The organism is Janthinobacterium sp. RA13 (assembly GCF_000745325.1).
GTDB classification, from domain to species: Bacteria; Pseudomonadota; Gammaproteobacteria; order Burkholderiales; family Burkholderiaceae_D; genus Janthinobacterium; species Janthinobacterium rivuli.
In genome coordinates this window covers 3434323-3456663 of the sequence record NZ_JQNP01000001.1, presented here as the reverse complement: position 1 = coordinate 3456663, position 22341 = coordinate 3434323, and the positions used below count along the sequence as shown (strand labels likewise).

The 22341-nt window shown below is 64.5% G+C and carries 18 protein-coding genes and 1 pseudogene; 9 read left to right on the top strand and 10 right to left on the bottom strand.

All coding sequences use genetic code 11. From position 1 onward, the window contains the following. The first annotated feature begins 328 nt into the window (after positions 1 to 328). The 7 genes from kdpF to FG13_RS15335 all read left to right on the top strand — a co-directional run bounded on the left by kdpF (position 329) and on the right by FG13_RS15335 (position 9546). Entirely contained in the window at positions 329 to 418 is a 90-nt protein-coding gene (kdpF, locus tag FG13_RS15365) for a K(+)-transporting ATPase subunit F (protein WP_034746483.1), read from the top strand. After that, entirely contained in the window at positions 418 to 2223 is a 1806-nt protein-coding gene (gene kdpA / locus FG13_RS15360) for a potassium-transporting ATPase subunit KdpA (protein WP_035822212.1), read from the top strand. Before kdpF ends, kdpA begins: the two co-directional genes overlap by 1 nt. A gap of 9 nt (positions 2224 to 2232) precedes the next feature. Continuing rightward, positions 2233 to 4311, top strand: coding sequence for a potassium-transporting ATPase subunit KdpB (kdpB, locus tag FG13_RS15355; RefSeq protein ID WP_035822210.1), 2079 nt, complete (start codon positions 2233 to 2235; stop codon positions 4309 to 4311). A gap of 10 nt (positions 4312 to 4321) precedes the next feature. After that, positions 4322 to 4897 (top strand): potassium-transporting ATPase subunit KdpC, encoded by a 576-nt coding sequence (gene kdpC, locus FG13_RS15350; RefSeq protein WP_035822205.1) that lies wholly within the window; start codon positions 4322 to 4324, stop codon positions 4895 to 4897. Between the two features lie 318 nt (positions 4898 to 5215). Next, positions 5216 to 7957 (top strand): DUF4118 domain-containing protein, encoded by a 2742-nt coding sequence (locus tag FG13_RS15345; RefSeq protein ID WP_035822203.1) that lies wholly within the window; start codon positions 5216 to 5218, stop codon positions 7955 to 7957. Next, positions 7954 to 8652, top strand: a complete 699-nt coding sequence (kdpE, locus tag FG13_RS15340) for a two-component system response regulator KdpE (protein ID WP_034746496.1) — start codon at positions 7954 to 7956, stop codon at positions 8650 to 8652. The genes FG13_RS15345 and kdpE overlap by 4 nt, the downstream gene beginning before the upstream one ends. A 144-nt stretch (positions 8653 to 8796) precedes the next feature. Continuing rightward, the gene (locus FG13_RS15335) at positions 8797 to 9546 is read left to right on the top strand and encodes a TorF family putative porin (protein WP_035822199.1); all 750 of its coding nucleotides are present in this window, start codon (positions 8797 to 8799) and stop codon (positions 9544 to 9546) included. 48 nt (positions 9547 to 9594) lie between these two features. On the opposite strand, the gene FG13_RS15330 is transcribed toward FG13_RS15335, so the two are convergent. The 3 genes from FG13_RS15330 to FG13_RS15320 are packed head-to-tail and all read right to left on the bottom strand — an operon-like array spanning position 9595 to position 11448. Continuing rightward, positions 9595 to 10104, bottom strand: a complete 510-nt coding sequence (locus tag FG13_RS15330) for a cobyrinic acid ac-diamide synthase (RefSeq protein ID WP_235211741.1) — start codon at positions 10102 to 10104, stop codon at positions 9595 to 9597. A gap of 10 nt (positions 10105 to 10114) precedes the next feature. Then, the gene (gene dapA / locus FG13_RS15325) at positions 10115 to 11152 is read right to left on the bottom strand and encodes a 4-hydroxy-tetrahydrodipicolinate synthase (protein WP_035822195.1); all 1038 of its coding nucleotides are present in this window, start codon (positions 11150 to 11152) and stop codon (positions 10115 to 10117) included. Further along, a complete protein-coding gene (locus tag FG13_RS15320) occupies positions 11149 to 11448 on the bottom strand; it encodes a hypothetical protein (RefSeq protein WP_235211740.1) in 300 nt (99 codons plus the stop codon). The genes dapA and FG13_RS15320 overlap by 4 nt, the downstream gene beginning before the upstream one ends. 219 nt (positions 11449 to 11667) lie before the next feature. On the opposite strand from FG13_RS15320, the gene FG13_RS15315 reads away from it, so the two are divergent. Continuing rightward, positions 11668 to 12675, top strand: a complete 1008-nt coding sequence (locus FG13_RS15315) for a gamma-glutamyl-gamma-aminobutyrate hydrolase family protein (RefSeq protein WP_035822193.1) — start codon at positions 11668 to 11670, stop codon at positions 12673 to 12675. Beyond that, positions 12672 to 13751 carry an alginate lyase family protein gene (locus FG13_RS15310; protein ID WP_051959110.1) on the top strand — a complete coding sequence of 360 codons (1080 nt, stop codon included), beginning with the start codon at positions 12672 to 12674 and terminating at the stop codon, positions 13749 to 13751. Before FG13_RS15315 ends, FG13_RS15310 begins: the two co-directional genes overlap by 4 nt. Positions 13752 to 13764: 13 nt before the next feature. Here the strand turns inward: FG13_RS15310 and FG13_RS15305 are convergent, their stop codons facing one another. The 7 genes and pseudogenes from FG13_RS15305 to FG13_RS15275 all read right to left on the bottom strand — a co-directional run bounded on the left by FG13_RS15305 (position 13765) and on the right by FG13_RS15275 (position 22337). Next, positions 13765 to 16233, bottom strand: a complete 2469-nt coding sequence (locus tag FG13_RS15305; protein ID WP_035828233.1) for a TonB-dependent siderophore receptor — start codon at positions 16231 to 16233, stop codon at positions 13765 to 13767. A gap of 95 nt (positions 16234 to 16328) precedes the next feature. Beyond that, complete coding sequence (locus tag FG13_RS30950) at positions 16329 to 16973, bottom strand: FecR domain-containing protein (RefSeq protein ID WP_235211840.1); 645 nt, start codon at positions 16971 to 16973, stop codon at positions 16329 to 16331. A gap of 189 nt (positions 16974 to 17162) precedes the next feature. Further along, positions 17163 to 17645, bottom strand: a pseudogene (locus FG13_RS30945) (sigma-70 family RNA polymerase sigma factor); the annotation flags it as partial. 259 nt (positions 17646 to 17904) lie between these two features. After that, the gene (locus FG13_RS15290; RefSeq protein WP_035822191.1) at positions 17905 to 19035 is read right to left on the bottom strand and encodes a YbdK family carboxylate-amine ligase; all 1131 of its coding nucleotides are present in this window, start codon (positions 19033 to 19035) and stop codon (positions 17905 to 17907) included. Beyond that, positions 19036 to 20223 (bottom strand): cation:proton antiporter, encoded by a 1188-nt coding sequence (locus FG13_RS15285; RefSeq protein WP_035828222.1) that lies wholly within the window; start codon positions 20221 to 20223, stop codon positions 19036 to 19038. It abuts the gene before it with no gap. A 312-nt stretch (positions 20224 to 20535) separates the two neighbouring features. After that, a complete protein-coding gene (locus FG13_RS15280) occupies positions 20536 to 21705 on the bottom strand; it encodes a vWA domain-containing protein (protein ID WP_035822189.1) in 1170 nt (389 codons plus the stop codon). Further along, a complete protein-coding gene (locus tag FG13_RS15275) occupies positions 21699 to 22337 on the bottom strand; it encodes a GNAT family N-acetyltransferase (RefSeq protein ID WP_035822187.1) in 639 nt (212 codons plus the stop codon). Before FG13_RS15275 ends, FG13_RS15280 begins: the two co-directional genes overlap by 7 nt. Between the last annotated feature and the right edge of the window lie 4 nt (positions 22338 to 22341).

Genomic DNA, 22341 nt, shown 5'->3' with positions numbered 1-22341 from the left:
AGGCTTGGCGTCCTTGTGCGGACGCTCGCGCATTCTATCTTGTCCCGCGAGCAATAGCGCTACTCCAAGGCAACAACAGTGCGCCGCGCGCGTGGTTTTACGCCAATTGTGATGGATTTTATGCGGTAAAGCTTCCGTTTTTACATCTTGTTTACATGCAGCTCCCCAGTCTTTACGAATTTTTTAGACCCTTTTGGCTAATCTGCTCACTATCAAAACAAACCTGTGTGAGGGTGGGAATGGATCTCGTGTATCTCGGCTTGATTGCCGTGTTTTTCGTCGTGGCGGCCGGCTTTGCCGTCGCCTGCGACAAATTAGGGAGCGTCAAATGAACGCGTTTTATGTGCTGGGCGCCGTCGTCTCGGCTGGCCTGCTCGTGTACCTGCTGGTAGCGCTGCTGAAGGCGGAGGAACTGTGATGACGACGCAATCGATACTGTTATTGGTAGCTTTCCTGGCCGTGCTGCTGGCCGCTGGCTATCCGCTGGGCCTGTACATGGCCAAGGTGGCGGGCGATGCCCCCGTGCGCGGCCTGGGCTGGCTGCAAAAGCTGGAAAACCTGCTGTACCGCTGGTCCGGCCTGCCCGCCGACAAGGCCATGGGCTGGAAAAGCTATGCCATCGCCCTGATCGTCTTCAATACCGTGGGCGCCGTCTTCGTCTACGGCCTGCAGCGCCTGCAGGGCTTCCTGCCACTCAATCCACAGGGCCTGGGCGCCGTCAGCCCCGATTCCTCGTTCAATACCACCGTCAGCTTCGTCGCCAATACCAACTGGCAGGGCTATGGCGGCGAACAGACCATGAGCTATCTGACCCAGATGCTGGGCATGGCGTGCCAGAACTTCTTCTCGGCGGCCACCGGCATCGCCGTGATCTTCGCGCTGGTGCGCGGCTTCGCTTCGCGTTCGGGCAAATCGATCGGCAATTTCTGGGTCGACCTGGTGCGTTCCACCCTGTACATCCTGTTGCCGCTGTCCCTGGCCCTGTCCGTCGTCTTCATGGGCGAAGGCATGATCCAGAATTTTTCCGCCTACAAGGAAGTGACCCTGCTCGACCAGGTTTCGTATGAAACGCCGAAAGTGACGGCCGACGGCCAGCCCGTGCTCGATACGGCCGGCAAACCCGTGATGGAAGCGCAAGTGGCGGCGACGCAGACGATCGCCATGGGCCCCGTCGCGTCGCAGGAATCGATCAAGCTGCTGGGCACGAATGGCGGCGGCTTCTTTAATGCCAATTCCTCGCACCCGTATGAAAACCCGACCGCGCTGTCGAACTTCCTGCAGATGCTGGCCATCTTCATCATTCCCGCCGGCCTGTGCTTCACCTTCGGCCGCATGGTGGGCGACCTGCGCCAGGGCTGGGCCGTGCTGGCCGCCATGAGCCTGATCTTTGTCGTCATGACGGCCGGCGTGATGAGCGCCGAGCAGCAAGCCAATCCCGCCTTGCAAGCGCTGGGCGTGGATCAGCAGGCCAGCAGCCTGCAATCGGGCGGCAATATGGAAGGCAAGGAAACGCGCTTCGGCATCAGCTCCTCGACCCTGTTCGCGGCGGTGACGACGGCGGCATCGTGCGGGGCCGTCAATTCCATGCACGACTCCTACATGCCTTTGGGCGGCATGGTGCCGCTGTTGCTGATGCAGTTCGGCGAAGTGATCTTCGGCGGCGTGGGCACGGGCTTGTACGGCATGCTGATGTTCGCCATCCTGGCCGTCTTCATCGCCGGCCTGATGATCGGCCGCACACCCGAATACTTGGGCAAGAAAATCCAGGCGTATGAAATGAAGATGGTCTCGCTGGCCATCCTGATCACGCCAGCCCTGGTCTTGACGGGCACGGCGATCGCCGTGATGGTCGAACCGGGCAAGATCGGCGTGGCCAATCCGGGCGCGCATGGCTTCTCGGAAATCCTGTACGCCTTCACGTCGGCAGCCAACAACAACGGCAGCGCGTTTGCCGGCCTGTCCGCCAACACGCCGTTCTACAACGTGATGCTGGCGATCGCCATGTGGTTCGGCCGCTTCGGCGTGATCGTACCCGTGCTGGCGGTGGCCGGTTCGCTGGCGGCCAAGCAGCGCCTGTCGGCCAATGCCGGCACCATGCCTACGCACGGCCCCATGTTCATCGGCCTGCTGATCGGCGTCGTCGTCCTCGTCGGTGTATTGAATTACGTTCCCGCGCTGGCCCTGGGCCCGATCGTCGAACACCTGCAACTTTTCATCAAATAAGAGGCTACCATGTCACGCACAAGCCTGACTTTGTTCGATTCCGCACTGATCGGCCCCGCCGTCGTCGATGCGTTCAAAAAACTCGACCCCCGCACGCAGTGGCGCAGCCCTGTGATGTTCGTCGTCTACGTGGGCAGCATCATCACGACCTTGCTGGCCATCCAGGCCCTGAATGGCGAGGGTGAAGCGCCATTCGGCTTCATCGCCGCCGTCGCCGTGTGGCTGTGGTTTACCGTGCTGTTCGCGAATTTCGCCGAAGCGCTGGCCGAAGGCCGTAGCAAGGCGCAGGCGGCCTCGCTGCGCGCCCTCAAGCAGACGGTGATGGCAAAGAAAATGCAGACGCCGAAATACGGCACTTCCTGGCTGCCCACGCCGGCCACCGACCTGCGCAAGGGCATGACGGTGCTGGTCGAGGCGGGCGACGTGATTCCCGCCGACGGCGAAGTGACGGCCGGCGTGGCCTCCGTCGATGAAAGCGCCATCACGGGCGAATCGGCGCCCGTCATCCGCGAATCGGGTGGCGACTTTTCCGCCGTCACGGGCGGCACCCGCGTGCTGTCGGACTGGCTGCTGGTGCGCGTCTCCGTCAACCCCGGTGAAGCGTTCATCGACCGCATGATCGCCATGGTCGAAGGCGCCAAGCGCCAGAAGACGCCAAATGAAATCGCCCTGACGATTTTACTGGTGGCCCTGTCGATCGTGTTCCTGATCGTCACCGTGACCCTGCTGCCGTATTCGCTGTTTTCCGTGGCGGCGGCCGGCAGTGGCACGCCGGTGACGATCACGGTGCTGATCGCGCTGCTCGTGTGCCTGATTCCGACCACCATCGGCGGTTTGTTGTCCGCCATCGGCGTGGCCGGCATGAGCCGCATGATGCAGGCCAATGTGATCGCCACGTCGGGCCGCGCCGTGGAAGCGGCAGGCGATGTGGACGTGCTGCTGCTCGATAAAACGGGCACCATCACCCTGGGCAACCGCCAGGCGTCAAGCTTCGTGCCCGCCCCCGGCGTGACGGAGCAGCAGCTGGCCGATGCGGCGCAACTGGCGTCCCTGGCCGATGAAACGCCGGAAGGGCGCAGCATCGTCGTGCTGGCCAAGCAAAAGTTCAATATCCGCGAACGCGAGATGGCCAGCCTGCACGCCACCTTCGTGCCCTTCACGGCGCAAACACGCATGAGCGGTGTGGATATCCCGGGCGAGCAGCAGGTGCGCCAGCTGCGCAAGGGCGCGGCCGATTCCATGAAAAAGTATGTGGAAGCGCTGGGCCAGCCGTATCCGGCAGAGGTGGCGCGCGCCGTCGACGACATCGCGCGCCGTGGCAGCACGCCGCTGGTGGTGGTCGACGATGGCCGTGTCATGGGCGCCGTGGAGCTGAAGGATATCGTCAAGGGCGGCATCAAGGAGCGCTTCGCGGAATTGCGCCGCATGGGCATCAAGACCGTCATGATCACGGGCGACAACAAGCTGACGGCGGCGGCCATTGCGGCCGAAGCGGGCGTGGACGATTTCCTCGCCGAGGCGACGCCGGAAGACAAACTGAAACTGATCCGCAGCTACCAAGCCGAAGGCCGGCTGGTGGCGATGACGGGCGACGGCACCAACGACGCTCCGGCGCTGGCGCAGGCCGATGTGGCCGTGGCCATGAACTCGGGCACGCAGGCGGCGAAAGAGGCGGGCAATATGGTCGACCTGGATTCGAACCCGACCAAGCTGCTGGAGATCGTTGAAATCGGCAAGCAGATGCTGATGACGCGCGGCTCGCTGACGACGTTCTCGATTTCGAACGACATCGCCAAGTACTTCGCCATCATCCCGGCCGCCTTCGTGGGCACCTATCCGCAACTGAAGGCGCTGGACATCATGCATTTGGCCAGCCCCGCCTCGGCCATCATGTCGGCCGTGATCTTCAATGCCCTGATCATCGTCGTGCTGATTCCGCTGGCGCTCAAAGGCGTGCAATACCGGGCCATCGGCGCGGCCAGCCTGTTGCGCCGCAATCTGCTGATCTACGGCCTGGGCGGCATCGTCCTGCCCTTCATCGGCATCAAGCTGATCGACATGCTGCTGTCCGCACTCAATTTAGTCTAAAGGAACCATCATGAGCACCATCGTACGTCCCGCCCTGGTCCTGTTTGCCGCGCTGACCGTGATCTGCGGCGTCGTCTATCCGTTTGCCACGGCCGGCATCGGCCAGCTGGTTTTCAGCGATGAAGTTAACGGCAGCATCGTCGAGCGTGGCGGAAAACCCGTCGGCTCGACCCTGATCGGCCAGTCCTTCACCTCGCCCAAGTATTTCTGGGGCCGTCCATCGGCCACCGCGCCGATGGCCAATAACGGCGCCGGTTCGGGCGGCTCGAACCAGGGACCGAGCAATCCGGCCCTGGTGGACGCCGTCAAGGCGCGCATCGCCGCCCTGAAGGAGGCTGACCCGGGCAATACGCGCGCCATCCCCGTCGACCTGGTGACGGCGTCGGGCAGCGGCCTGGATCCGGAAATCAGCCTGGCGGGCGCCCTGTACCAGGCGCCGCGCGTGGCCCGCGTGCGCGCCGTGCCGCTGGCGCAGGTGGAAAACGCCATCGCCAAGGTGCAGAAAACTGCGTATATCGGCTTTTTCGGCGAACCACGCGTGAATGTGCTGGAACTGAATCTGGCGCTCGATGCCATGGCAAAGTAAGCTGGCGACGGCGCGTAGGTCGGCGTAGGTCGGCTTAGCGCAGCGTAAGCCGACATCACCACTGGTGCGTCCAACGACGTTGTCGGATTACGCGCTAGCGCGCTAATCCGACCTACGAATGCAATAAGGCGGCAATGATGCGTAGGTCGGCTTAGCGTAGCGTAAGCCGACACCACCACCAGCCAGGCCAACAATGTCGTCGGATTACGCGCTTGCGCTCCTCGGCGGCCCCGCTAATCCGACCTACGTGCTTACGCCACCGATTGGCGCCACGGCAAAATAACAAGATAGCATTACGCAAGAAGATTAAAATACAACATGCTCCCCAACGACAGCCAACGCCCCGACCCTGACACCCTGCTGGCGCAAGTGCAGGCGCAGGAAAAGAAAGCCGCGCGCGGCCGGCTGCGTATTTACTTTGGCGCCTCGGCCGGCGTCGGCAAGACTTATGCGATGCTGGCCGCCGCGCGCAAGCTGCTGGCCGATGGCCAGGATTTGCTGGTGGGCGTGGTGGAGACGCATGGGCGCCAGGATACGGCGGCCCAGCTGGACGGCTTGCCCGTGCTTCCGCTAAAAGCGATCGAGTATCGGGGCAAGACCCTGTTCGAGTTCGACCTTGACGAAGCGCTGCGGCGCGCGCCGCCGCTGATATTGATGGATGAACTGGCCCACTCGAACGTGGCCGGTTCGCGCCATCCGAAGCGCTGGCAGGATGTCGAGGAATTGCTGGCGGCCGGCATCGACGTGCTCTCCACCGTCAACGTGCAGCACCTGGAAAGCCTCAACGACGTGGTGGGGGGGATTACAGGCGTGCGCGTGGCCGAAACTCTGCCCGATACGGTGTTCGACCGCGCCGATGAAGTGGTGCTGGTCGATATTCCCGCCGATGAACTGCTGCGCCGCCTGAAGCAGGGCAAGGTGTATCAGCCGCTGCAGGCCGAGCGGGCGTCCCAGCATTTTTTCCGCAAGGGTAATTTGATCGCCCTGCGCGAACTGGCCTTGCGCCGCACGGCGGACCGGGTGCAGGATGACGTGCAGGCTTACCGCGTCGAGAAGTCCATCAATCCTGTGTGGAAGACGGGCGCCGCGCTGCTGGCCTGCGTGGGGCCGCATGCGGGTGGCGAACACGTGATCCGCAGCACGGCGCGCCTGGCCAGCCAGCTGAATGCGGAATGGCATGCGCTGTACGTGGAAACGCCGCGTTTGCAGCGCCTGCCGGCGAGCCAGCGCGAGCGCATTTTGAAAACCCTGAAACTGGCGCAGGACCTGGGCGCGCGCACGGCTGTTATGCCGTCCGCCGACATCGCCGGCGCCGTGGTCGAGTATGCGCGCAGCGCGAATATCTCGAAAGTCATCGTCGGCCGTGGTCGCGCCAATGCGCTGGCGCGCCTGTGGCAGGCACCGCCGGCGGCGCGCCTGGCCAGCGTGGCGCCCGATATCGATTTGATCGAGGTGGGCTTGCCGCCAGCCGATGCGGCGCCGCGGCGCGCAGTCGGCGACGATGCGGAGGTGCCGCGCCGGACCTCGCGCCACTGGCGTTACATCCTGGCTGCCGGCGCCAGCCTGGCCACGGCCCTCGCCTCGGTACCGCTGCAGCCTTATCTTGACCTGGCCAATATCGCCATGCTGTCCTTGCTGACGGTGGTGCTGGTGGCCGTGCGCCTGGGACGCGGACCGGCGGCGCTGGCCAGCCTGGTGGGCGTGGCTTGTTTTGATTTCGTCTTCGTGCCACCGCGCTTTTCGTTTGCCGTGGGCGATTTCCAGTATGTGATTACCTTTGGCGTGATGCTGGCCGTGGGTCTGATCACGGGCCACCTGACGGCCGGCCTGCGTTTCCAGGCGCGCGTGGCCTCGCACCGCGAAGCGCGCGCCCGCGCCCTGTATGAATTCTCGCGCGAGCTGTCCGGCGTGCTGCAGACGGAGCAGATTTTCGACATCACGAAAAGCGCCATCGAACGGGCTTTCCGCGCGCGCGCCACCCTGCTGCTGCCCGATGACGAGGGCAGCTTGCAGGCCCCGAATGGCGGCGAGCCGCTCGATATCGGCATCGCACAGTGGGCCTTCGACCATGCGCAGGCGGCGGGAACGGGCACCGACACCTTGCCGGCGTCGCCCATTTTCTACCTGCCGCTGATCGCGCCGATGCGCACGCGCGGCGTGCTGGCGCTGCTGCCGCTCGAGGGCGCGCAGCGGGGGCGCTGGCTGCTGGTGCCGGAACAGCGCCAGCACCTCGATACCTTTGCCGCGCTGGCGGCCATCGCCCTCGAACGCGTGCATTACATCGACGTGGCCCAGGGCGCGCTGCTGCAGATGGAGTCCGAACGGCTGCGCAATTCGCTGCTGGCGGCCCTGTCGCACGACTTGCGCACGCCCTTGACGTCGCTGGTGGGCCTGGCCGAATCGCTGGCCTTGTCCCGGCCTGCGCTGTCGCCCGCGCAGCTGGATATGGCGCGCTCGCTGCAGTCCGAAACCGTGCGTATGAGCGCCCTGGTGGCGAACTTGCTGGACATGGCGCGCATTGAAAGCGGCCAGGTGCGGCTGAACCTGCAATGGCAGGCGCTGGAAGAGGTGGTGGGCAGCGCGCTGCGCGCCAGCGGCCCGCAATTGCAGCAGCATGCCGTGCAGACGCAGCTGGCGCCGGACTTGCCGCTGGTGCGCTACGACGCCGTGCTGATCGAGCGGGTGCTGTGCAACCTGCTGGAAAACGCGGCCAAGTACACGCCGGCCGGCAGCACCATCACGGTCGCGGCCGGGGTGCACGGCCAGTTCCTGCAGGTGACGGTGTTTGATGATGGCCCAGGCTTGCCGCCCGGCCGCGAAGAAGCCATCTTTGAAAAATTCACGCGCGGCGAGCGCGAATCGAACAAGCCGGGCGTCGGACTGGGGCTGGCCATTTGCCGCGCCATCGTCGAAGCCCACGGCGGCACCATCCACGCACAGCCGCACGCGCCGGGACAGGGCGCGGCCATCGTCTTCAGCCTGCCGCTGGGCACGCCCCCGGCGCCGCCGGAGCTCGAGCCCGACGACGCCAATGATCATGAAACAGGAAAACCAACATGAACGAACCTTCCGCCACCGCCTTGCTGGTCGAGGATGAACCGCAAATCCGCCGCTTCGTGCGCGCCGCGCTGGAAGACGAGGGCTGGCAGATTTTCGAGTCGGCCACCATGCAGCGGGGCCTGATCGATGCGGGCACGCGCCGGCCCGACCTGATCGTGCTGGATCTGGGCCTGCCCGACGGCGACGGCATCGACTTCATCGCCGACATCCGCAAATGGTCGGCCGTTCCCATCATTGTGCTGTCGGCGCGGGTCGACGAGCAGGACAAGATCCGCGCGCTCGACGCGGGCGCGGACGACTATCTGACCAAGCCGTTTGGCGTGGGCGAATTGCTGGCCCGCGTGCGCGCCACCCTGCGCCGCCAGCGCCAGCCCGCCGCCAGCGATGACGGCGTTGTACAGTTTGGCGACGTGCGGGTTGACCTGAAGGACCGGCTGGTCACGCGCAACAAGCAGCTGGTGCACATGACGCCGACGGAATTCCGTTTGTTGTCCGTGCTCGTGAAAAACGCGGGCAGGGTGGTCACCAATCCGCAGCTGCTGCGCGAAGTGTGGGGGCCGTCGAACAGCGAAAACGGCCATTACCTGCGCATCTACATGGGCCATCTGCGCCAGAAGCTGGAAGCCGATCCGGCCCAGCCGCAGTACCTGCTGACGGAAACGGCCGTCGGCTACCGCTTGCTGCTGCCGCTCTAAACCGATTCTTTTCCCCCGTTTGAAACAGGCGCTGCGCGCGCCAGGGGGACGCTTTACTTAAAATTTTTGCAGCGATTTTTTGCAGCGGCGGGCCAGCTGCGCCATGTTGGCAAAGGCCCATACCACCCATGAAGAAGAATAACCATGAATAAAATGCTACTTGCACTTGCCGTCGCGACCGCCTTTACGGGCAGCCTGGCCCACGCGGAAGAGGCCAAGCCCGACAATGAAGTGAGTTTCAACGTGGCCGGCGTGTCCGACTACCGCTACCGCGGCATCTCGCAGACGCGCTTGAAACCGGCGCTGCAGGGCGGCGCCGACTACGTCAACAACCCGACGGGCCTGTACGCGGGTGCCTGGGCGTCGACCATCAAGTGGACCAAGGATGCGGGCGGCAGCGGCGACGTGGAAGTGGACCTGTATGCGGGCAAGCGCGGTCAGTTGAACGACGCCATTGGCTATGACGTGGGCGTGCTCGCGTATGTGTATGCGGACAACGGCTTGAATCACGTCGCCGGCCTGGCCAACGCGGACACGCAGGAAGTCTACGGCCAGCTGTCGTACGGCCCCGCCTACATCAAGTATTCGCACGCCGTCTCGAACCTGTTCGGCATCGTCAACAGCAAGAACAGCGGCTACCTCGATATCGGCGCGTCGATCGACTTGACGAACGGCTGGACCGGCAACCTGCATGCGGGTCACCAGAAGGTCAACAACAATGATGCGGCCAGCTACACGGACTGGAAAGTGGGCGTTACGCGCGACTTCGGCATGGTGACGGGCGCGCTGGCCGTGATCGGCACGAACGCGGGCAAGTCGGCCTATGCCTCGCCCGTGAATGGCAAATTCATGGGCAAGACGGCGCTGCAGCTGACGGTCAGCAAGACGTTTTAATTAACGGAGATGAGAGAAGAGGCGGCGCATGCGCCGCCTTTTTAGCGTTTAAGAGCGCAGGTTGAAAACGGCGCAATACAGCTGTCCCAGGCTGACCACGCGGGCGGCCGGAATCTGCGCGGCCAGGGCATGGGCGGGCGCCGCCTGGGTATCCATTGCCAGCAGCACGCGCAGCTCGGGATTGACGCTGCGCGCGTGCGCGATGCGGCGCGCCAGGCCTGATTGCGCAGTGGCGTCGACGACACCGTCGAGCGGCACCACCAGTACGCGCGCGGCGATCAGGGCCGAACGGCTGCCCATGGAGTCGCGGCCTTCGCTGTCGATGACGATGTCGTGGTAGCAGTGCACCAGGTGCTCGAGCTCCGGTTGCAAGCCCTTGGCGCTGATGGCGCGCGCCATCAGGCGCGGCCGCGTCAGGCTGCCGTGCATGGCGCCGTCGTGCATGTTCCTGGCCTGCGCCATGGCGCCCTGGCGCGGATCGGCATCGAGCAGCAATACTTTGCGTCCGGCCAGCGCGCGCGAAGCGGCCAGCCGCCCGGCCAGGATGGATTTCTCCATTCCCCCGCGTTCATCCGTGATGGCGATGATCATCTTGGCGTACGGCTGGCATGATGTTGGCAGAGGAGACCAGCTGCAGCAGACAGCCTTCGCGCGGCACATCCCTGTCGCTGGCTGTCCATGCGGGCAGTGCCAGCAGGGGCTCGAGCGTCGCGGCCAGGGCGGCCTGGCCGGCGGCCGACATCGGTGTCATCGGCAGGCGCAAGGCGTTGCGCAGCTTGCCCTGCATGGCCAGCGCCGCCTTCACGGGGCCAGGATTGGGTTCGGCAAACAGCAGGCGGATGACGGGCAGCATGACCTTGAACAGGGCGCCGGCGGCGCCGTGGCGGCCCTGTTTGACCAGGTGGTACAGCTGCGCATACAGGTCCGGGCGTATCTGGGCGGCGGCCGACATGGCGCCGTGGCCGCCCATGGACAGGCTGGCCAGCAGCAGCGCATCGTCGCCGCACAAGACGTCCAGGTGCGTGTCGAGCAGCAGTTCGCCCAGCTGCTGCAGCTTGCCGCCCGCTTCCTTGATGGCGACGAAGTGCGAGTCGCGCGCCAGCAGCGCCGCCGTCTGCGGTTCGATATTGACGCCCGTGCGCGCCGGCACGTTGTACAGCACGATGGACTGGTCGGTGGCGGCGGCGATGGCCTGGAAGTGGCGCACGATGCCGTCCTGCGAAGGGCGCACATAGGCGGGAGCGGAGACCAGCAGGCCGGCCAGCGGGTGGTCGTTGTAGCGCTGCACCGTGGCGACGACCTGGCGCGTATCGCTGCCGCCGATTCCCATCACGACGGGGAAGCGGGGACCGATGGCTTCGAGCACGCTATCTAACAGCATGGTGTGTTCGGCGGCGCTCAGCATGGCCGCTTCGCCCGTGGTGCCGCACACCACCAGGCCATCGATGCCGCTGGCGGCCAGCTCGCACGCGAGCTGCTGGGCCGCGTCGAAGTCGATGTCGCCATCGCCATCATGGAAGGGCGTGACCATCGGCACCCAGATGCCCTGGAAGTGCGCGGTGATGCGCATCGACGACATCGCGTGGTCGCAGGCATACTGATTCATAGCGATTTCCCCTGGCTGATGCGGCCAAATTCCGCCGCTGGCAGCAGGCGCATGACGGCGTCCATGGTCAAGCGCAGGGCAGGTTCCGTCACGCACAGCCAGACTTTCATGCGTTCGGCATGGTCGACCGCCTCGACGCGCATGAACGACAGCATGCCGCCGCACGTCCTGACGACCAGCTGGCGCAGCTCGGCCAGGCAGGCTTTATCGACCGTGATGTGCATGAGGAAGGTGGGCAGGCGGGGATGGCGGTGGGGCAGTGCGTGATGTGCAGGAAGGCGTGAATGGGGTTCCATGGTGGCTTTGCAGCGGTGGTTGAGGTACGTTCAAGATTAGCAGCGGGGGCGTAAAGATTCTCTAAAAAGCGGGGCCGCCAGCGTAAACGGGGCGTATGCGTTTGCCGACGGCGTGTTGCGCGGATGCCCCGCGGGTATGCTTTTGTTACAAAATTGAATCGTGCTTTCGGAGGCAGGGGGTTATATTGAAACCGTTCTCCGCTTTCAGTCAGCCCCGCCATGTCAGACGAAAAAGATCCCCAGCTTCCCCCTTCCACCGATCCCGCAGCGCCAGAGCCAGCGCCATCACGGCCCGACCGCGTGGGTCGCCGGGCACCCGATGACGAGCACCGCGCGCGCGATGCGGCCCCCCGCTACCTGAAGGATAACGACACGCCGCTGGCGCTGGCCTGGCGGGTGATTTCGTCGCGCTACCGCTCCATGCGCGACAAGGCCAGCCGCGATTTCATGCGGCGTACCCTGCGCATCGGCATCTCGGCGCGTATTTTCCACCCCGAGCCGGGCGCCACTGGCTTGCGCAGCAAGAACCTGCAATACCTGGAAGAGTCGATCGCCCAGTGGGTCATGTCGCGCGACGTGCTGGTGTTCATGATCCCGACGGTCAATACCAGCGGCCAGCTACACCCGAGCAACATCACCCTGCGCCACTATGCGCGCCATCTGGACGGCCTGGTGCTGCAGGGCGGCGCCGACGTCTCGCCGCAGACGTATTCCGAGGCGGCCACGCGGCCGGAATGGAACGGCGACCGCGCGCGCGACCTGTACGAACTGGAACTGCTGCACGAATTCGTCGATGCGGGCAAGCCCGTGCTGGGCATATGCCGCGGCTGCCAACTCATCAACGTGGGCTTTGGCGGCACCCTGTACCAGGACATCGCCTCGGACGTGGAAGGGGCCACCTCGCACGTCAACGACCTGTATGACCGCCACCGCCACACCATCGTCTTCCCGAAAGGCTCGTCCTTGGCGGGCATGTTTCCTAAAACGGGCGAGGCGCTCGTCAATTCCATCCACCACCAGTCGGTCAAGGATTTGGGACGCGACGTCACCGTGGAAGCGTATTCGCAAGGGGACAATATCGTCGAAGCCATCCGCTATCAGCGGGCGCGTTTCGTCATGGGCTTGCAGTGGCATCCGGAATTCCATTCGGCGGGCGGCGTCGAACTGCTCGATTGCACGCCCATCCTCGATAATTTCTTGCGCGCGGCGCGGGAGACGCGGTTTTGAGTACGCATCTGATCCGCCGGCGCACGCTGCTGGCTGGCCTGCTGGCGCTGCCCCTGACGGGCTTGCGCGCGGCGCCGCGCCCGCACGACGGGGCGCTGGCGTTTGCGCTGACGTCTGCCGCACGCGCCCGCACGCTCAAGGCGCGCGTGGCGCCGGCCATTGCGGAACAGGTGCTCAAGGCGGCACGCAAGGATGCGACGCGGCCCGTGCACTTGATGGCCGAAGTGCGCACGGGCGGCTTGCTGAAGGGAGAGGGCGGGCGCGAGACCAGCCAGCAGGCGCAGGAAGACTGGCGCCAGGCGCGCTTGCAGGCGCTGGCCTGGCGGCTGTCGGGCGAGCTGGCGCATTTCGAGGCGGCGCGCCAGCTGCTGCTGGCCTGGAGCGGCAGCTATGCACCCTCGTTCAGTCCCGTCGACGAGACGGAGCTGGCCAGCCTGCTGATGGGTTTTGACCTGGTACAGGAGCGCTTGAACGGCGTCGAGCGCGAGCAGGTGCAGGCGTTTTGCCGCACCCTGGCACAAGGGTATCTGAGTGACCCCATCAAGGTCGGCGGCCCGTCCACGGCGCGCAACAACTGGCACAGCCACCGCATCAAGATCGGCACGGCCGCCGCGTATGTGACGGGCGACGCCTTGCTGATCGCGCGCGCGAAAGAGCGCTTCCTGGCGCACGTGCCGCGCAATATCGGTGCCGGCGGCGTGCCCTTCGACTTCGAACAGCGCGACGCCCTGCATTACACCACCTACAGCCTGGAGCCGCTGCTGACGACGGCCCTGATGGCGCAGGCGCATGGCGACGACTGGTACGGCGCGCCGGAAGCGCGGCGCCTGGCCGAGGCGCTGGCCTGGCTGGCGCCGTATGCGCAGGGCAAAAAGACGCACGAGGAATTCGCCAAAAGCGCCGTGCCCTTCGACCGCAAGCGCGTGGCGGCCGGCGAAAAGGGCTTTACGGGGAATTGGGAGCCGAAGGGCGCCGCCAATGTGTACCTGCTGGCGGCGCGCTTCGATCCCGCTTACCTGTCGCTGGTCCTGGACTTGCGCCCGCCAGCCTGGGCGCTGGCGCTGTATGGCGCTTAGTGAGAACTGCGCGTTAAAACTTCGTGCGCACGGTGAACATCACATTACGCGGTTCGCCATAAAAACCTGTTCCGAACAGGCCCAGACCCGTCAGGTATTTTTTGTTCATCAGGTTGTTGACGTTCAGGCTGGCCGTGACGTTCTTGCTGATGTCATAGCGGCCCAGCAGGTTGACCAGTGCATAGCTGCCCTGCTTCAGGCGCGCATTGTCGTTGACGGCAGGATTCCAGACCTCGCCGTGGAAACTGCTTTGCCAGGTCAGGCCGCCGCCCACCGTCACTTTGTCCAGGCTGGCTGGCAGGCGCCAGCTGCCTTGCACTCTTGCCAGGTGGGCCGGCTGCGTGGTTTTCATCGTTTCTGCGAACACTGTCTTGCCATCCTTGTCGCGCACATGTGCATACGTGTAGCCGGCGCTCAGTTTCACATCCTTCAGCACCTCGCCCGTCACTTCCATTTCCACGCCGCGGCTGGTGACGCCATCGATGGCTGTATACGCTACTTCGCCGTTGACTTCACCCACGGAACTGGCCACATTGCTTTGACGGATATGGAACAGGGACGCGCTGGCATTGACCTTGCCATCGAGATACTCCGCCTTCACACCCGCTTCCGCACCCTTGCCGCGCACGGGTGCGAGGAAGTTGCGCTTCACGTCGCGGCTGCTTTGCGGCGCAAAGATGGTCGTGTAGCTGCCGAACACGGAATAGGTCCTGTCGAGGTCATACACGACGCCCGCATACGGCGTGATGACGTCGCTTTCGTCCATGCGCGTATGGCTGGGCGTGGCATTGTCGAATAAGCTGCGCTTCTGGTCCATCTTGTAGTTGCTGATCCGCGTGCCGACGATTACCGATAGTGCATCGCTCGGGCGCAGGCGCACGGCGCCATACAGGCCGCTCTGGCGCGTGTTGTCGTTGTCGTGGCCCTGGTGTTCGAACGCCGGCTCCGCATACTGGCCACGCCAGTCGAAGTAGCTGCCGTCCAGGGGCGGATAGACCGATTTGTAGACGGGGCCGTCCTGCTTGGCCGTCGATGAAGAATAGCCCAGCATGGCTTCATGCTGGCGACCGAACAGGGTAAACGGGCCGCTGGCGTCCACGTTGAAGGTGGTCTGGCGGCGCTCGCCCGCGTATTTGCCCATGTAGAAACTGGCGCCTTCCCCTGTGACGGGGTCAGGATAGCCGCCGCTGACCGAGCTCAACACGCTGTCATGCTTGCTGCGCAGCTGGTTGGCGCTCAATGTCAGCTTCCACTCGTTGGCGAACGTATGTTCCAGCGACGTGAACAGGGTGGTGTTCTGCATGTCGCGGCGGCTCCAGTCGGTGGCCGGATTCCACGAAGTGGGGAAATCCGTGCGGGTGCCGTCGGACAGCAGCACGGGGAAACCCGTCCAGGTGGAGCCGCGCGGCTTGTAATCCTGGTGCGTGAAGCCGGCCGTCAGCAGGGTGACTTGGGTCAGGTCCGCCTCGATGATGCCGTAGGCGACGGACTTCTGCTGCGTGTAGCGGTCCAGGTAGGAGTGCTTGTCCTGATAGGCACCCACCAGGCGGCCGCGCACCGTGCGGCTGTCGTTCAGGGGGCCGGAGACATCGGCTTCGCCCCGGTAGTTGTCCCACGATCCCGCGCCCAGGGTGGCCGAGCCTTCGAAGTGGGCGGTGGGGCGCTTGCGCACCATGTTGACGGTGGCCGACGGATCGCCCGAGCCGCTCATCAAACCCGTCGCGCCCTTCAGCACCTCGATGCGGTCATAGATGGCCATATCGCTGTTGGTCGTGCCCCAGTCGTAGACACCGTCATAGATGGCCGACACACCGTCGTACTGGAAATTGGTGACGGCAAAGCCGCGCGCCTGGAAGCTCCAGCGGTCGCTGTCGTAGTTTTGCACGCTCACGCCATTGACGTTTTTCATGACGTCGGAGACGGCGTTGCTGTTCTGGTCATCCATCTGCTGGCGCGTGACGATGGTCAGCGACTGCGGCGTTTCGCGCTGCGTCAAGGCCAGGCCCGTGGCGCCGCTGGCGGGGCCGCCCGTGTAGCTGCCCGTGCCGCTGGTGGCGGCATTGCGCTCGGCCGCCGCCACCACGGTGACGCCACTCATGACGGCCACACTGCGGCTGTCCGCCGTAGGGGCGCCAGCGCTGGCGGGAACCTTTTGCAGCAGGTAGCCGCCATTCGCCTGCGGCACGGCCTGCAGGCCGCTGCCGGCCAGCAGCACGCGGAAGCCGTCCTGCACGCCATAGTTGCCTTGCAGGCCGGCGCTGCGCAAGCCTTGCGTGGCATCGCTGGAAAACGACAGCAGGATGGCGCTGTCGCTGCCGAAGCGCGTCAGCACGTCACCCAGCGCGCCGGCCGGAATGCTGTAGACGCGTACTTGCTGGCTTTGCGCCTGAGCGAATGCCGGCAGGGCCAGGGCCATGCCGATCTGCGACAGGGCGCAGGCCAGGACGGTGCGGGTAAGGAGGGAACGCGAAGCGTGGTGCATGGAATAAAACCTTTCGTGGATGCGCAAGATGGAGACTGTCTATCTTCCAAGTCACGCGAGCACGCCGAAACAGCTCACTTTGCAGAAAATATTTTTCAGCGGGCCGCCAGTTCGATGCGCACCACCTGATGGCCCCAGAAGCGCGTGACGGTATTGCGCCGCAGTTGCAGGCTGGCGCTGACGGCGTCGAGGATGGCGCCCACATCGGCCAGCGGGTAGGAGCCGGAGACGCGCAGGCCGGCGACGGCGGGCGCGCAGGCCAGCGGATGGTCGCTGTAGCGCGACAGATCGGCGAGGAAATCGGCCAGGCGCATGTCGCGCGCCACCAGCATGCCATTGAGCCACCCGCCGCCATATGGCGCCAGCGCCTGGCGGTGTGCACCCGTGCCGTCGAAATGCGCGCCTTCGCCGGGACGCAGCACCAGGCGCTGGGCGCCATCATCGGCCAGCACGGCGACGGCCCCTTCGAGCACGCCGGCGCTGGCATAGCCTTCGTGCAGGCGCACGGTGAAGCGCGTGCCCAGCGCCTGCAGACTGCCGTGCGGCGTGCCGACGAAGAAGGGGCGCTGCTCACCATCCTTGCCGGTGGCGATGAAGATTTCCCCGGCCAACAGTTCGATGCGGCGCTGCGCGCCGTCGTAAACGATATTCACGGCGCTGCTGGTGTTGAGCGTGAGTTGCGTGCCATCGGCCAGGGTGACCACGCGGCGCTGGTTGACAGCCGTGCGATAGTCGGCCATCCAGCCGCGCCATGGGCTGCGGCGCTCAAACGCATACAGCGAGGCGCCGCAGGCCAGCAGCAGGACCAGCGTCTTGACGGCGTGGCGGCGCGGCGCATTCGCTTGCACGCAGGCGCGCAGCAGGGTCGCGTGCAGGGCGGGCGGCAAATTATCGTGCTGCGTTTGCAGCTGCTGCCACGCCTGCGTGGCGCTGCCTGCCCGCTGCAGATGGCGTTTGACCGTCGCCAGCGAGATGCCGAGCTGGCGCGCGATGTCTTCCTGCGGCAGTTCGTCGAGCTGGCGTAGCAAAAAAGCCCGTTTCACGGCAGGCGGCAAGCCGTCGAGCATGCGATCCAGTTCAAACACGGTGGCCAGCAGCAGCGCCCGGTCTTCGGGCGACGGTGTGTGCAGGGGCGGCAGTTGCGCCAGCACGTCGAGGTAAGCCTGTTCCAGCTTCTGGCGGCGGTAGTGGTTGAACAGCACGCGCTGCGCGACGGTGGCGAGCAAGGCGCGCGGCTCGCGCGCGGCGACGGCGTCTTCGCGGTCAAGCAGGCGCACGAAGGTATCCTGCGCCACATCGGCGGCGCATGCCGTGCTGCCCAGCTTCTTGCGCAACCACCCCTGCAGCCAGCCGTGGTGGTCGGCATACAGTGTCGCGATGTCCTGGCGTTGTAGCGGCTCTGCCAGCGGCATCGCGTTCCCCTTGCATGGCCGGCCCGGGTGGGCTGGTGTTTTTAAACAATAATAAGAATCATTCTCACTTATTGTAACAAGCGGGGGTGGGGGCTGTAAATGACGGGCAGGCGCGGTGTGGTTTTTTGGGTTGAGGGGCGGGTAGGTCGGATTAGCGCGCAAGCGCGTAATCCGACGCCACCACCGGCGCTAATGATGTTGTCGGATTACGCGCCGCGGCGCGCCGCTAATCCGACCTACGTTACCAGGCAGAGCAACGTCAGTAGTTCATCGGCTCGCCGCGAAAACATCGAATCGCCGAATCGACCATGCCCTCCGCGCTGCCCTGCACATTGCGCTGCTTGCGCAGGTATTGCGCATCGCTCCACTGCTTGGCCACGTCCGACAGGTGTTTCAGGGCTGGCGTGCTGCCCAGCGCCTCGGCGTGCGGTTCCATCTTGCGCAGGGTGGTCATGATGTCTTCGCGCAGCGACATCGTTTCGTAGGTTTTCGGATGCGTGATGGCGCCATCGAGGCCGAAGCGGCAAGCCTGGAAGCGGTTGTAGTTATATACGAGGTAATCGTCTTCCACCGGCGGCACCTCCTTGCGTTCGAGCAGGTAGCGGCACAGCGCCTGCAGGTAAGCGGCCAGCGCGGCGGCCCGCTCCACCGTCAGCGGCGTGTCGCACACGCGCAGTTCGATGGTGCCGAATTCCGGCTTGGGACGGATATCCCAGTAAAAATCCTTCATGCTCTTGATGATGCCCGTGTTCTCCATCTTGGCGAAGTACTCGTTGGAGAACTGCTCCCAGCTCAAGGTGAACGGCGCGCGCCCGCTCATGGGAAACGCGAACACGGAGTTCAGGCGGGCCGAATCGAACAGGGTATCGCGCCCCTGCACGTAGGGCGAGGAAGCCGACAGGGCGATGAAATGGGGGATGTAGCGGTTCAGCGAATGCAGCAGGAACATGGCGTCGTCGCCCGAGGCGCAGCCGATGTGCACGTGCTGGCCGAAGATGGTGAACTGCTTGGCCAGGTAGCCGTACAGTTCCGAAATCTCCTGGAAGCGGGGCTTGGAAAAGATCTTTTGCGACGACCATTGCTGGAACGGGTGCGTGCCACCGCCCGCGATGCCGATATTGAGCTTGTCGCCGGCCGTGATCAGGGTGTCGCGGATCTCCTGCAACTGCTCAAGCAGGGGGCCGTGATGCGTGTGCACGCTCGAGTTAATCTCGATCATGCTCTCGGTGATTTCCGGCGTGACGTTGCCAGGGAACGGTTTTTTGTTCAGCAGATGCAGCAGGTCGGGGCTGGCGGCCGTCAAGTCGTAGTCCGACAGGTTCACCAGTTGCAGTTCGAGTTCGACGCCGAAGGTCAGCGCGGCCGATTGGCCAAAGGGTTCCAGCGGCATTTAGCGCTCCTTGATTTCGTGGGTTTCTTTGGCCAGCATCAGCACGCGCTGTACCAGCACGGGGCCGACCAGTTCCAGGCCCAGGGTGATGGCGGCCAGGGCGTTCAATTCGTCGCCGAAGTTCACGCCGTGCTGGCGCGCGTGCTCCAGCAGCAGGATGATGAAGACGGAAACGGGCGTCAGTGCCACGCCCGTCAGCACACCCTTGCGCCAGGAAATGCCGCTGACGTGCGAAAACGCGGCCACGCCAACGACCTTCGTCAGCAAGCGTCCGCCGACGACGGCCAGGGCCAGGCCCGCGCCGGCCGTCACGCTGGCCCATTCCAGGGTCGAGGCGGCATATACGAACAGCAGCACCGTCAGCAGCTCGCCCATGGCGCCGAAATTGCGCTGCGCCTGACTGAAGGCGACACGGCGGTGGCGCGCCACCAGGCCGAAGGTGAGCGTGGCCAGCAGCGGCGACAGGCTGGTGGTGTAGGTCAGGGCGACGAGCAGCATCACCGACAGCGCGAACGCCACGGTGGCGTCCTGCGCCATGTTGCCCAGGCGGCGCAGCATGGCCGGCACAACGATGCCGAAGACGGTGCCGGCGGCCACCGAGGCGGCCAGCACGGCGGCGCTGCTGCTGCTGGCCTCGATCAGGTCGGTGGAGCTCTGGAACATCCAGAAGCCGACGATGATGTTGAACGTGAAGACGGCCAGTACGCAATTCAAGGCCGTGAGGTGGACGATGCGTTCCGTGACCTGGCCCGAGCTGCGTTCCTCGTTGATGACGCGCATGATGGTGGCCGGCGAGGTGGACATGGCGAGCGATGCCAGCAGCAGCGCCGTCATCGAGGTGCTGCCGAATTCGATGCCGATGAAGTAGACGACGGCAAAGGTCAGCAAGGATTCGACCAGGCCCGTGACGGCGATCCACGGATTGTTCTTCAGCCAGCGCAGGTTGATGCGGTAGCCGACTTCGAACAGGATCAGGCCGAAGGCCACGTCGGCCAGCACCAGCATGGGGCCGGCGTCCGTCTGCGGCAGGATGCCCACCTGCGTCTGGGCGAGGACGAAACCGATCACGCCGTAAAAACTGATGCGCGGCAGGCCAGTCCAGCGGTGGCCGAATTCGCCCACCACCCAGGCCAGGGTGATGGCGAACGGCCAGGACAGGTCGGCGGCGATCGAGATCAGACTTTGCATGCTCATTCCTTTGAAAATGGCGCTGGCACCGGCCGGCAGCACGGGGGCTGGCGCGGCAATGTCGTGGTGCAGCGGTGGTGCATGGTTTGCGCAGAGCGATGCGCCGATTCTACCGGAGCAGAAGGCGCGCACGATGTGCGCAATCGAACAGTGTCGCGGCCATGGCGGCCGCGCACAGGATGCAGCAGGTTGGGCAGGGCTGGTATCAGCGTATGGTACCCGCCCGCAGCGGAGATGCTCCGCACGGTAGTGCCGTGTCGCAGTGTACGGCATGGCGGCCCCCTGCCGCCATGGACTTTTTGTTATGCTTTTTTATTTACTGAGCAGGCGCATGCCCCGCTCCAGCCCGTCGATCGACAGGGGGAACATGCGGTTGTTCATCAACTGCCGCATTACGCCGATCGACTGGCGGTACTGCCACAAGCCTTCCGATTCGGGATTGAGCCAGATGAATTTCGGGAACGCCTGGGTAAAGCGCGCCAGCCACGTCGATCCCGCTTCCTCGTTGTTGTATTCGACACTGCCGCCCGGCTGCAGGATTTCATAGGGGCTCATGGTGGCGTCGCCGACGAAAATCAGCTTGGTGTCGGGCGGGTATTTGCGCAGCACGTCCCAGGTGGGAAAACGCTCGGCGTTGCGGCGCCGGTTGTTCTTCCACAAATAGTCGTAGACACAGTTATGGAAGTAAAAGAACTCCATGTTCTTGAATTCCGTCTTCGCCGCCGAAAACAGTTCCTCGGTGCGCTCGATATGGTCGTCCATGCTGCCGCCCACATCCAACAGCATCAGCACCTTGATGCGGTTCTTGCGCTCGGGCCGCATCCTGATGTCGAGGTAGCCCGCGTTGTTCGCCGTGGCGGCGATGGTGGCGTCCAGCGCCAGTTCGTCTTCCGCGCCTTCGCGCGCGAACTTGCGCAGGCGGCGCAAGGCGACCTTGATGTTGCGCGTGCCCAGTTCGCGCTCGCCGTCGTAATCCTTGTAGCTGCGCGCTTCCCATACCTTGACGGCCGTGCGGTTGCCGCCCTTGCCGCCGATGCGGATGCCTTCAGGGTTCGTGCCGCCATTGCCGAACGGTGAAGTGCCGCCCGTGCCGATCCACTTGCTGCCGCCTTCGTGGCGCTCCTTCTGCTCCTTCAGCAGTTCATTGAGGCGGTCCATCAGCTTGTCGTAGCCGAATTTTTCCAGCTGCGCCTTCTGTTCTTCGGACAGCTCGCGCTGCATGCGTTTCAGCAGCCAGTCGAGGGGAATCGCCGCGTTCGTGTCGAAGGCCGCGTTGACGCCCTTGAAGTACTGCGCAAACGCGCGGTCGAACTTGTCGAAATGGGCTTCATCCTTGACCAGGGTCAGGCGCGCCAGATAGTAAAAATCGTCCATCGAGGCGCCGATGACGTTCTTTTGCAGCGCTTCAAGCAAGGTCAGAAATTCCTTGATCGAGACGGGAATCTTCGCATCCTTGAGCGTGAAGAAGAAGTCGATCAGCATGGCGCGGACTCCCCCGTGCGGGGCAGTGCGGCGATGGGGCGCTGCGCCAGCTTGTAGCGCAGGTGGGCGGCAATCTCGGGCCACTCGCCGCGCGTGATGCTGTACATGACCGTGTCTCGCACGGTGCCGTCGCGGCGCAGCGCATGGTGACGCAGCACGCCGTCCTTTTTCGCGCCCAGGCGTTCGATGGCCGCCTGCGAGGCGTGGTTGAAATTATCGGTGCGCAGGCCCACCAGCGCATAGCCCAGCGTGTCGAAGGCGTGCGTCAGCAGCAGCAATTTGCAGGTGGTGTTGACGTGGCTGCGCTGGCAGCGCTTCGCATACCAGGTGTAGCCGATTTCCAGGCGTTTTACCTCTGGCACCACGTCGTGGTAGCTGGTGGTGCCCAGCACCTCGCCACTGGCCACATCGATGACGGCAAAGGCGAAGCGCGAAGGGCGCATCTCGATGCCCTTGAAAATGTACTGGTCCACCTGGTCCGGCTCGGGCACGGAGGTGACGCGCAAGTTCCACAGTTCGCCATCCATGGCCGCCGCGCGCAAGCCGGCCGCATGGTGCGGCGCCAGCGCTTCGAGGCGGATGCCGTGCAGTTCCAGAGGGACGAAGACCTTGTCGGGGCTGATGTCGTTCACCGGC

Coding starts and splice junctions, on each gene's coding strand:
- dapA (WP_035822195.1), bottom strand. CDS start 11,152: ATGAATCAGTATGCCTGCGACCACGCGATGTCGTCGATGCGCATCACC.
- kdpE (WP_034746496.1), top strand. CDS start 7,954: ATGAACGAACCTTCCGCCACCGCCTTGCTGGTCGAGGATGAACCGCAA.
- kdpC (WP_035822205.1), top strand. CDS start 4,322: ATGAGCACCATCGTACGTCCCGCCCTGGTCCTGTTTGCCGCGCTGACC.
- FG13_RS15290 (WP_035822191.1), bottom strand. CDS start 19,035: ATGCCGCTGGAACCCTTTGGCCAATCGGCCGCGCTGACCTTCGGCGTC.
- kdpA (WP_035822212.1), top strand. CDS start 418: ATGACGACGCAATCGATACTGTTATTGGTAGCTTTCCTGGCCGTGCTG.
- FG13_RS15320 (WP_235211740.1), bottom strand. CDS start 11,448: ATGGAACCCCATTCACGCCTTCCTGCACATCACGCACTGCCCCACCGC.
- FG13_RS15335 (WP_035822199.1), top strand. CDS start 8,797: ATGAATAAAATGCTACTTGCACTTGCCGTCGCGACCGCCTTTACGGGC.
- FG13_RS15330 (WP_235211741.1), bottom strand. CDS start 10,104: ATGGAGAAATCCATCCTGGCCGGGCGGCTGGCCGCTTCGCGCGCGCTG.
- FG13_RS15305 (WP_035828233.1), bottom strand. CDS start 16,233: ATGCACCACGCTTCGCGTTCCCTCCTTACCCGCACCGTCCTGGCCTGC.
- kdpB (WP_035822210.1), top strand. CDS start 2,233: ATGTCACGCACAAGCCTGACTTTGTTCGATTCCGCACTGATCGGCCCC.
- FG13_RS15280 (WP_035822189.1), bottom strand. CDS start 21,705: ATGCTGATCGACTTCTTCTTCACGCTCAAGGATGCGAAGATTCCCGTC.
- kdpF (WP_034746483.1), top strand. CDS start 329: ATGAACGCGTTTTATGTGCTGGGCGCCGTCGTCTCGGCTGGCCTGCTC.
- FG13_RS15315 (WP_035822193.1), top strand. CDS start 11,668: ATGTCAGACGAAAAAGATCCCCAGCTTCCCCCTTCCACCGATCCCGCA.
- FG13_RS15285 (WP_035828222.1), bottom strand. CDS start 20,223: ATGCAAAGTCTGATCTCGATCGCCGCCGACCTGTCCTGGCCGTTCGCC.
- FG13_RS15345 (WP_035822203.1), top strand. CDS start 5,216: ATGCTCCCCAACGACAGCCAACGCCCCGACCCTGACACCCTGCTGGCG.
- FG13_RS30950 (WP_235211840.1), bottom strand. CDS start 16,973: ATGGCCGACTATCGCACGGCTGTCAACCAGCGCCGCGTGGTCACCCTG.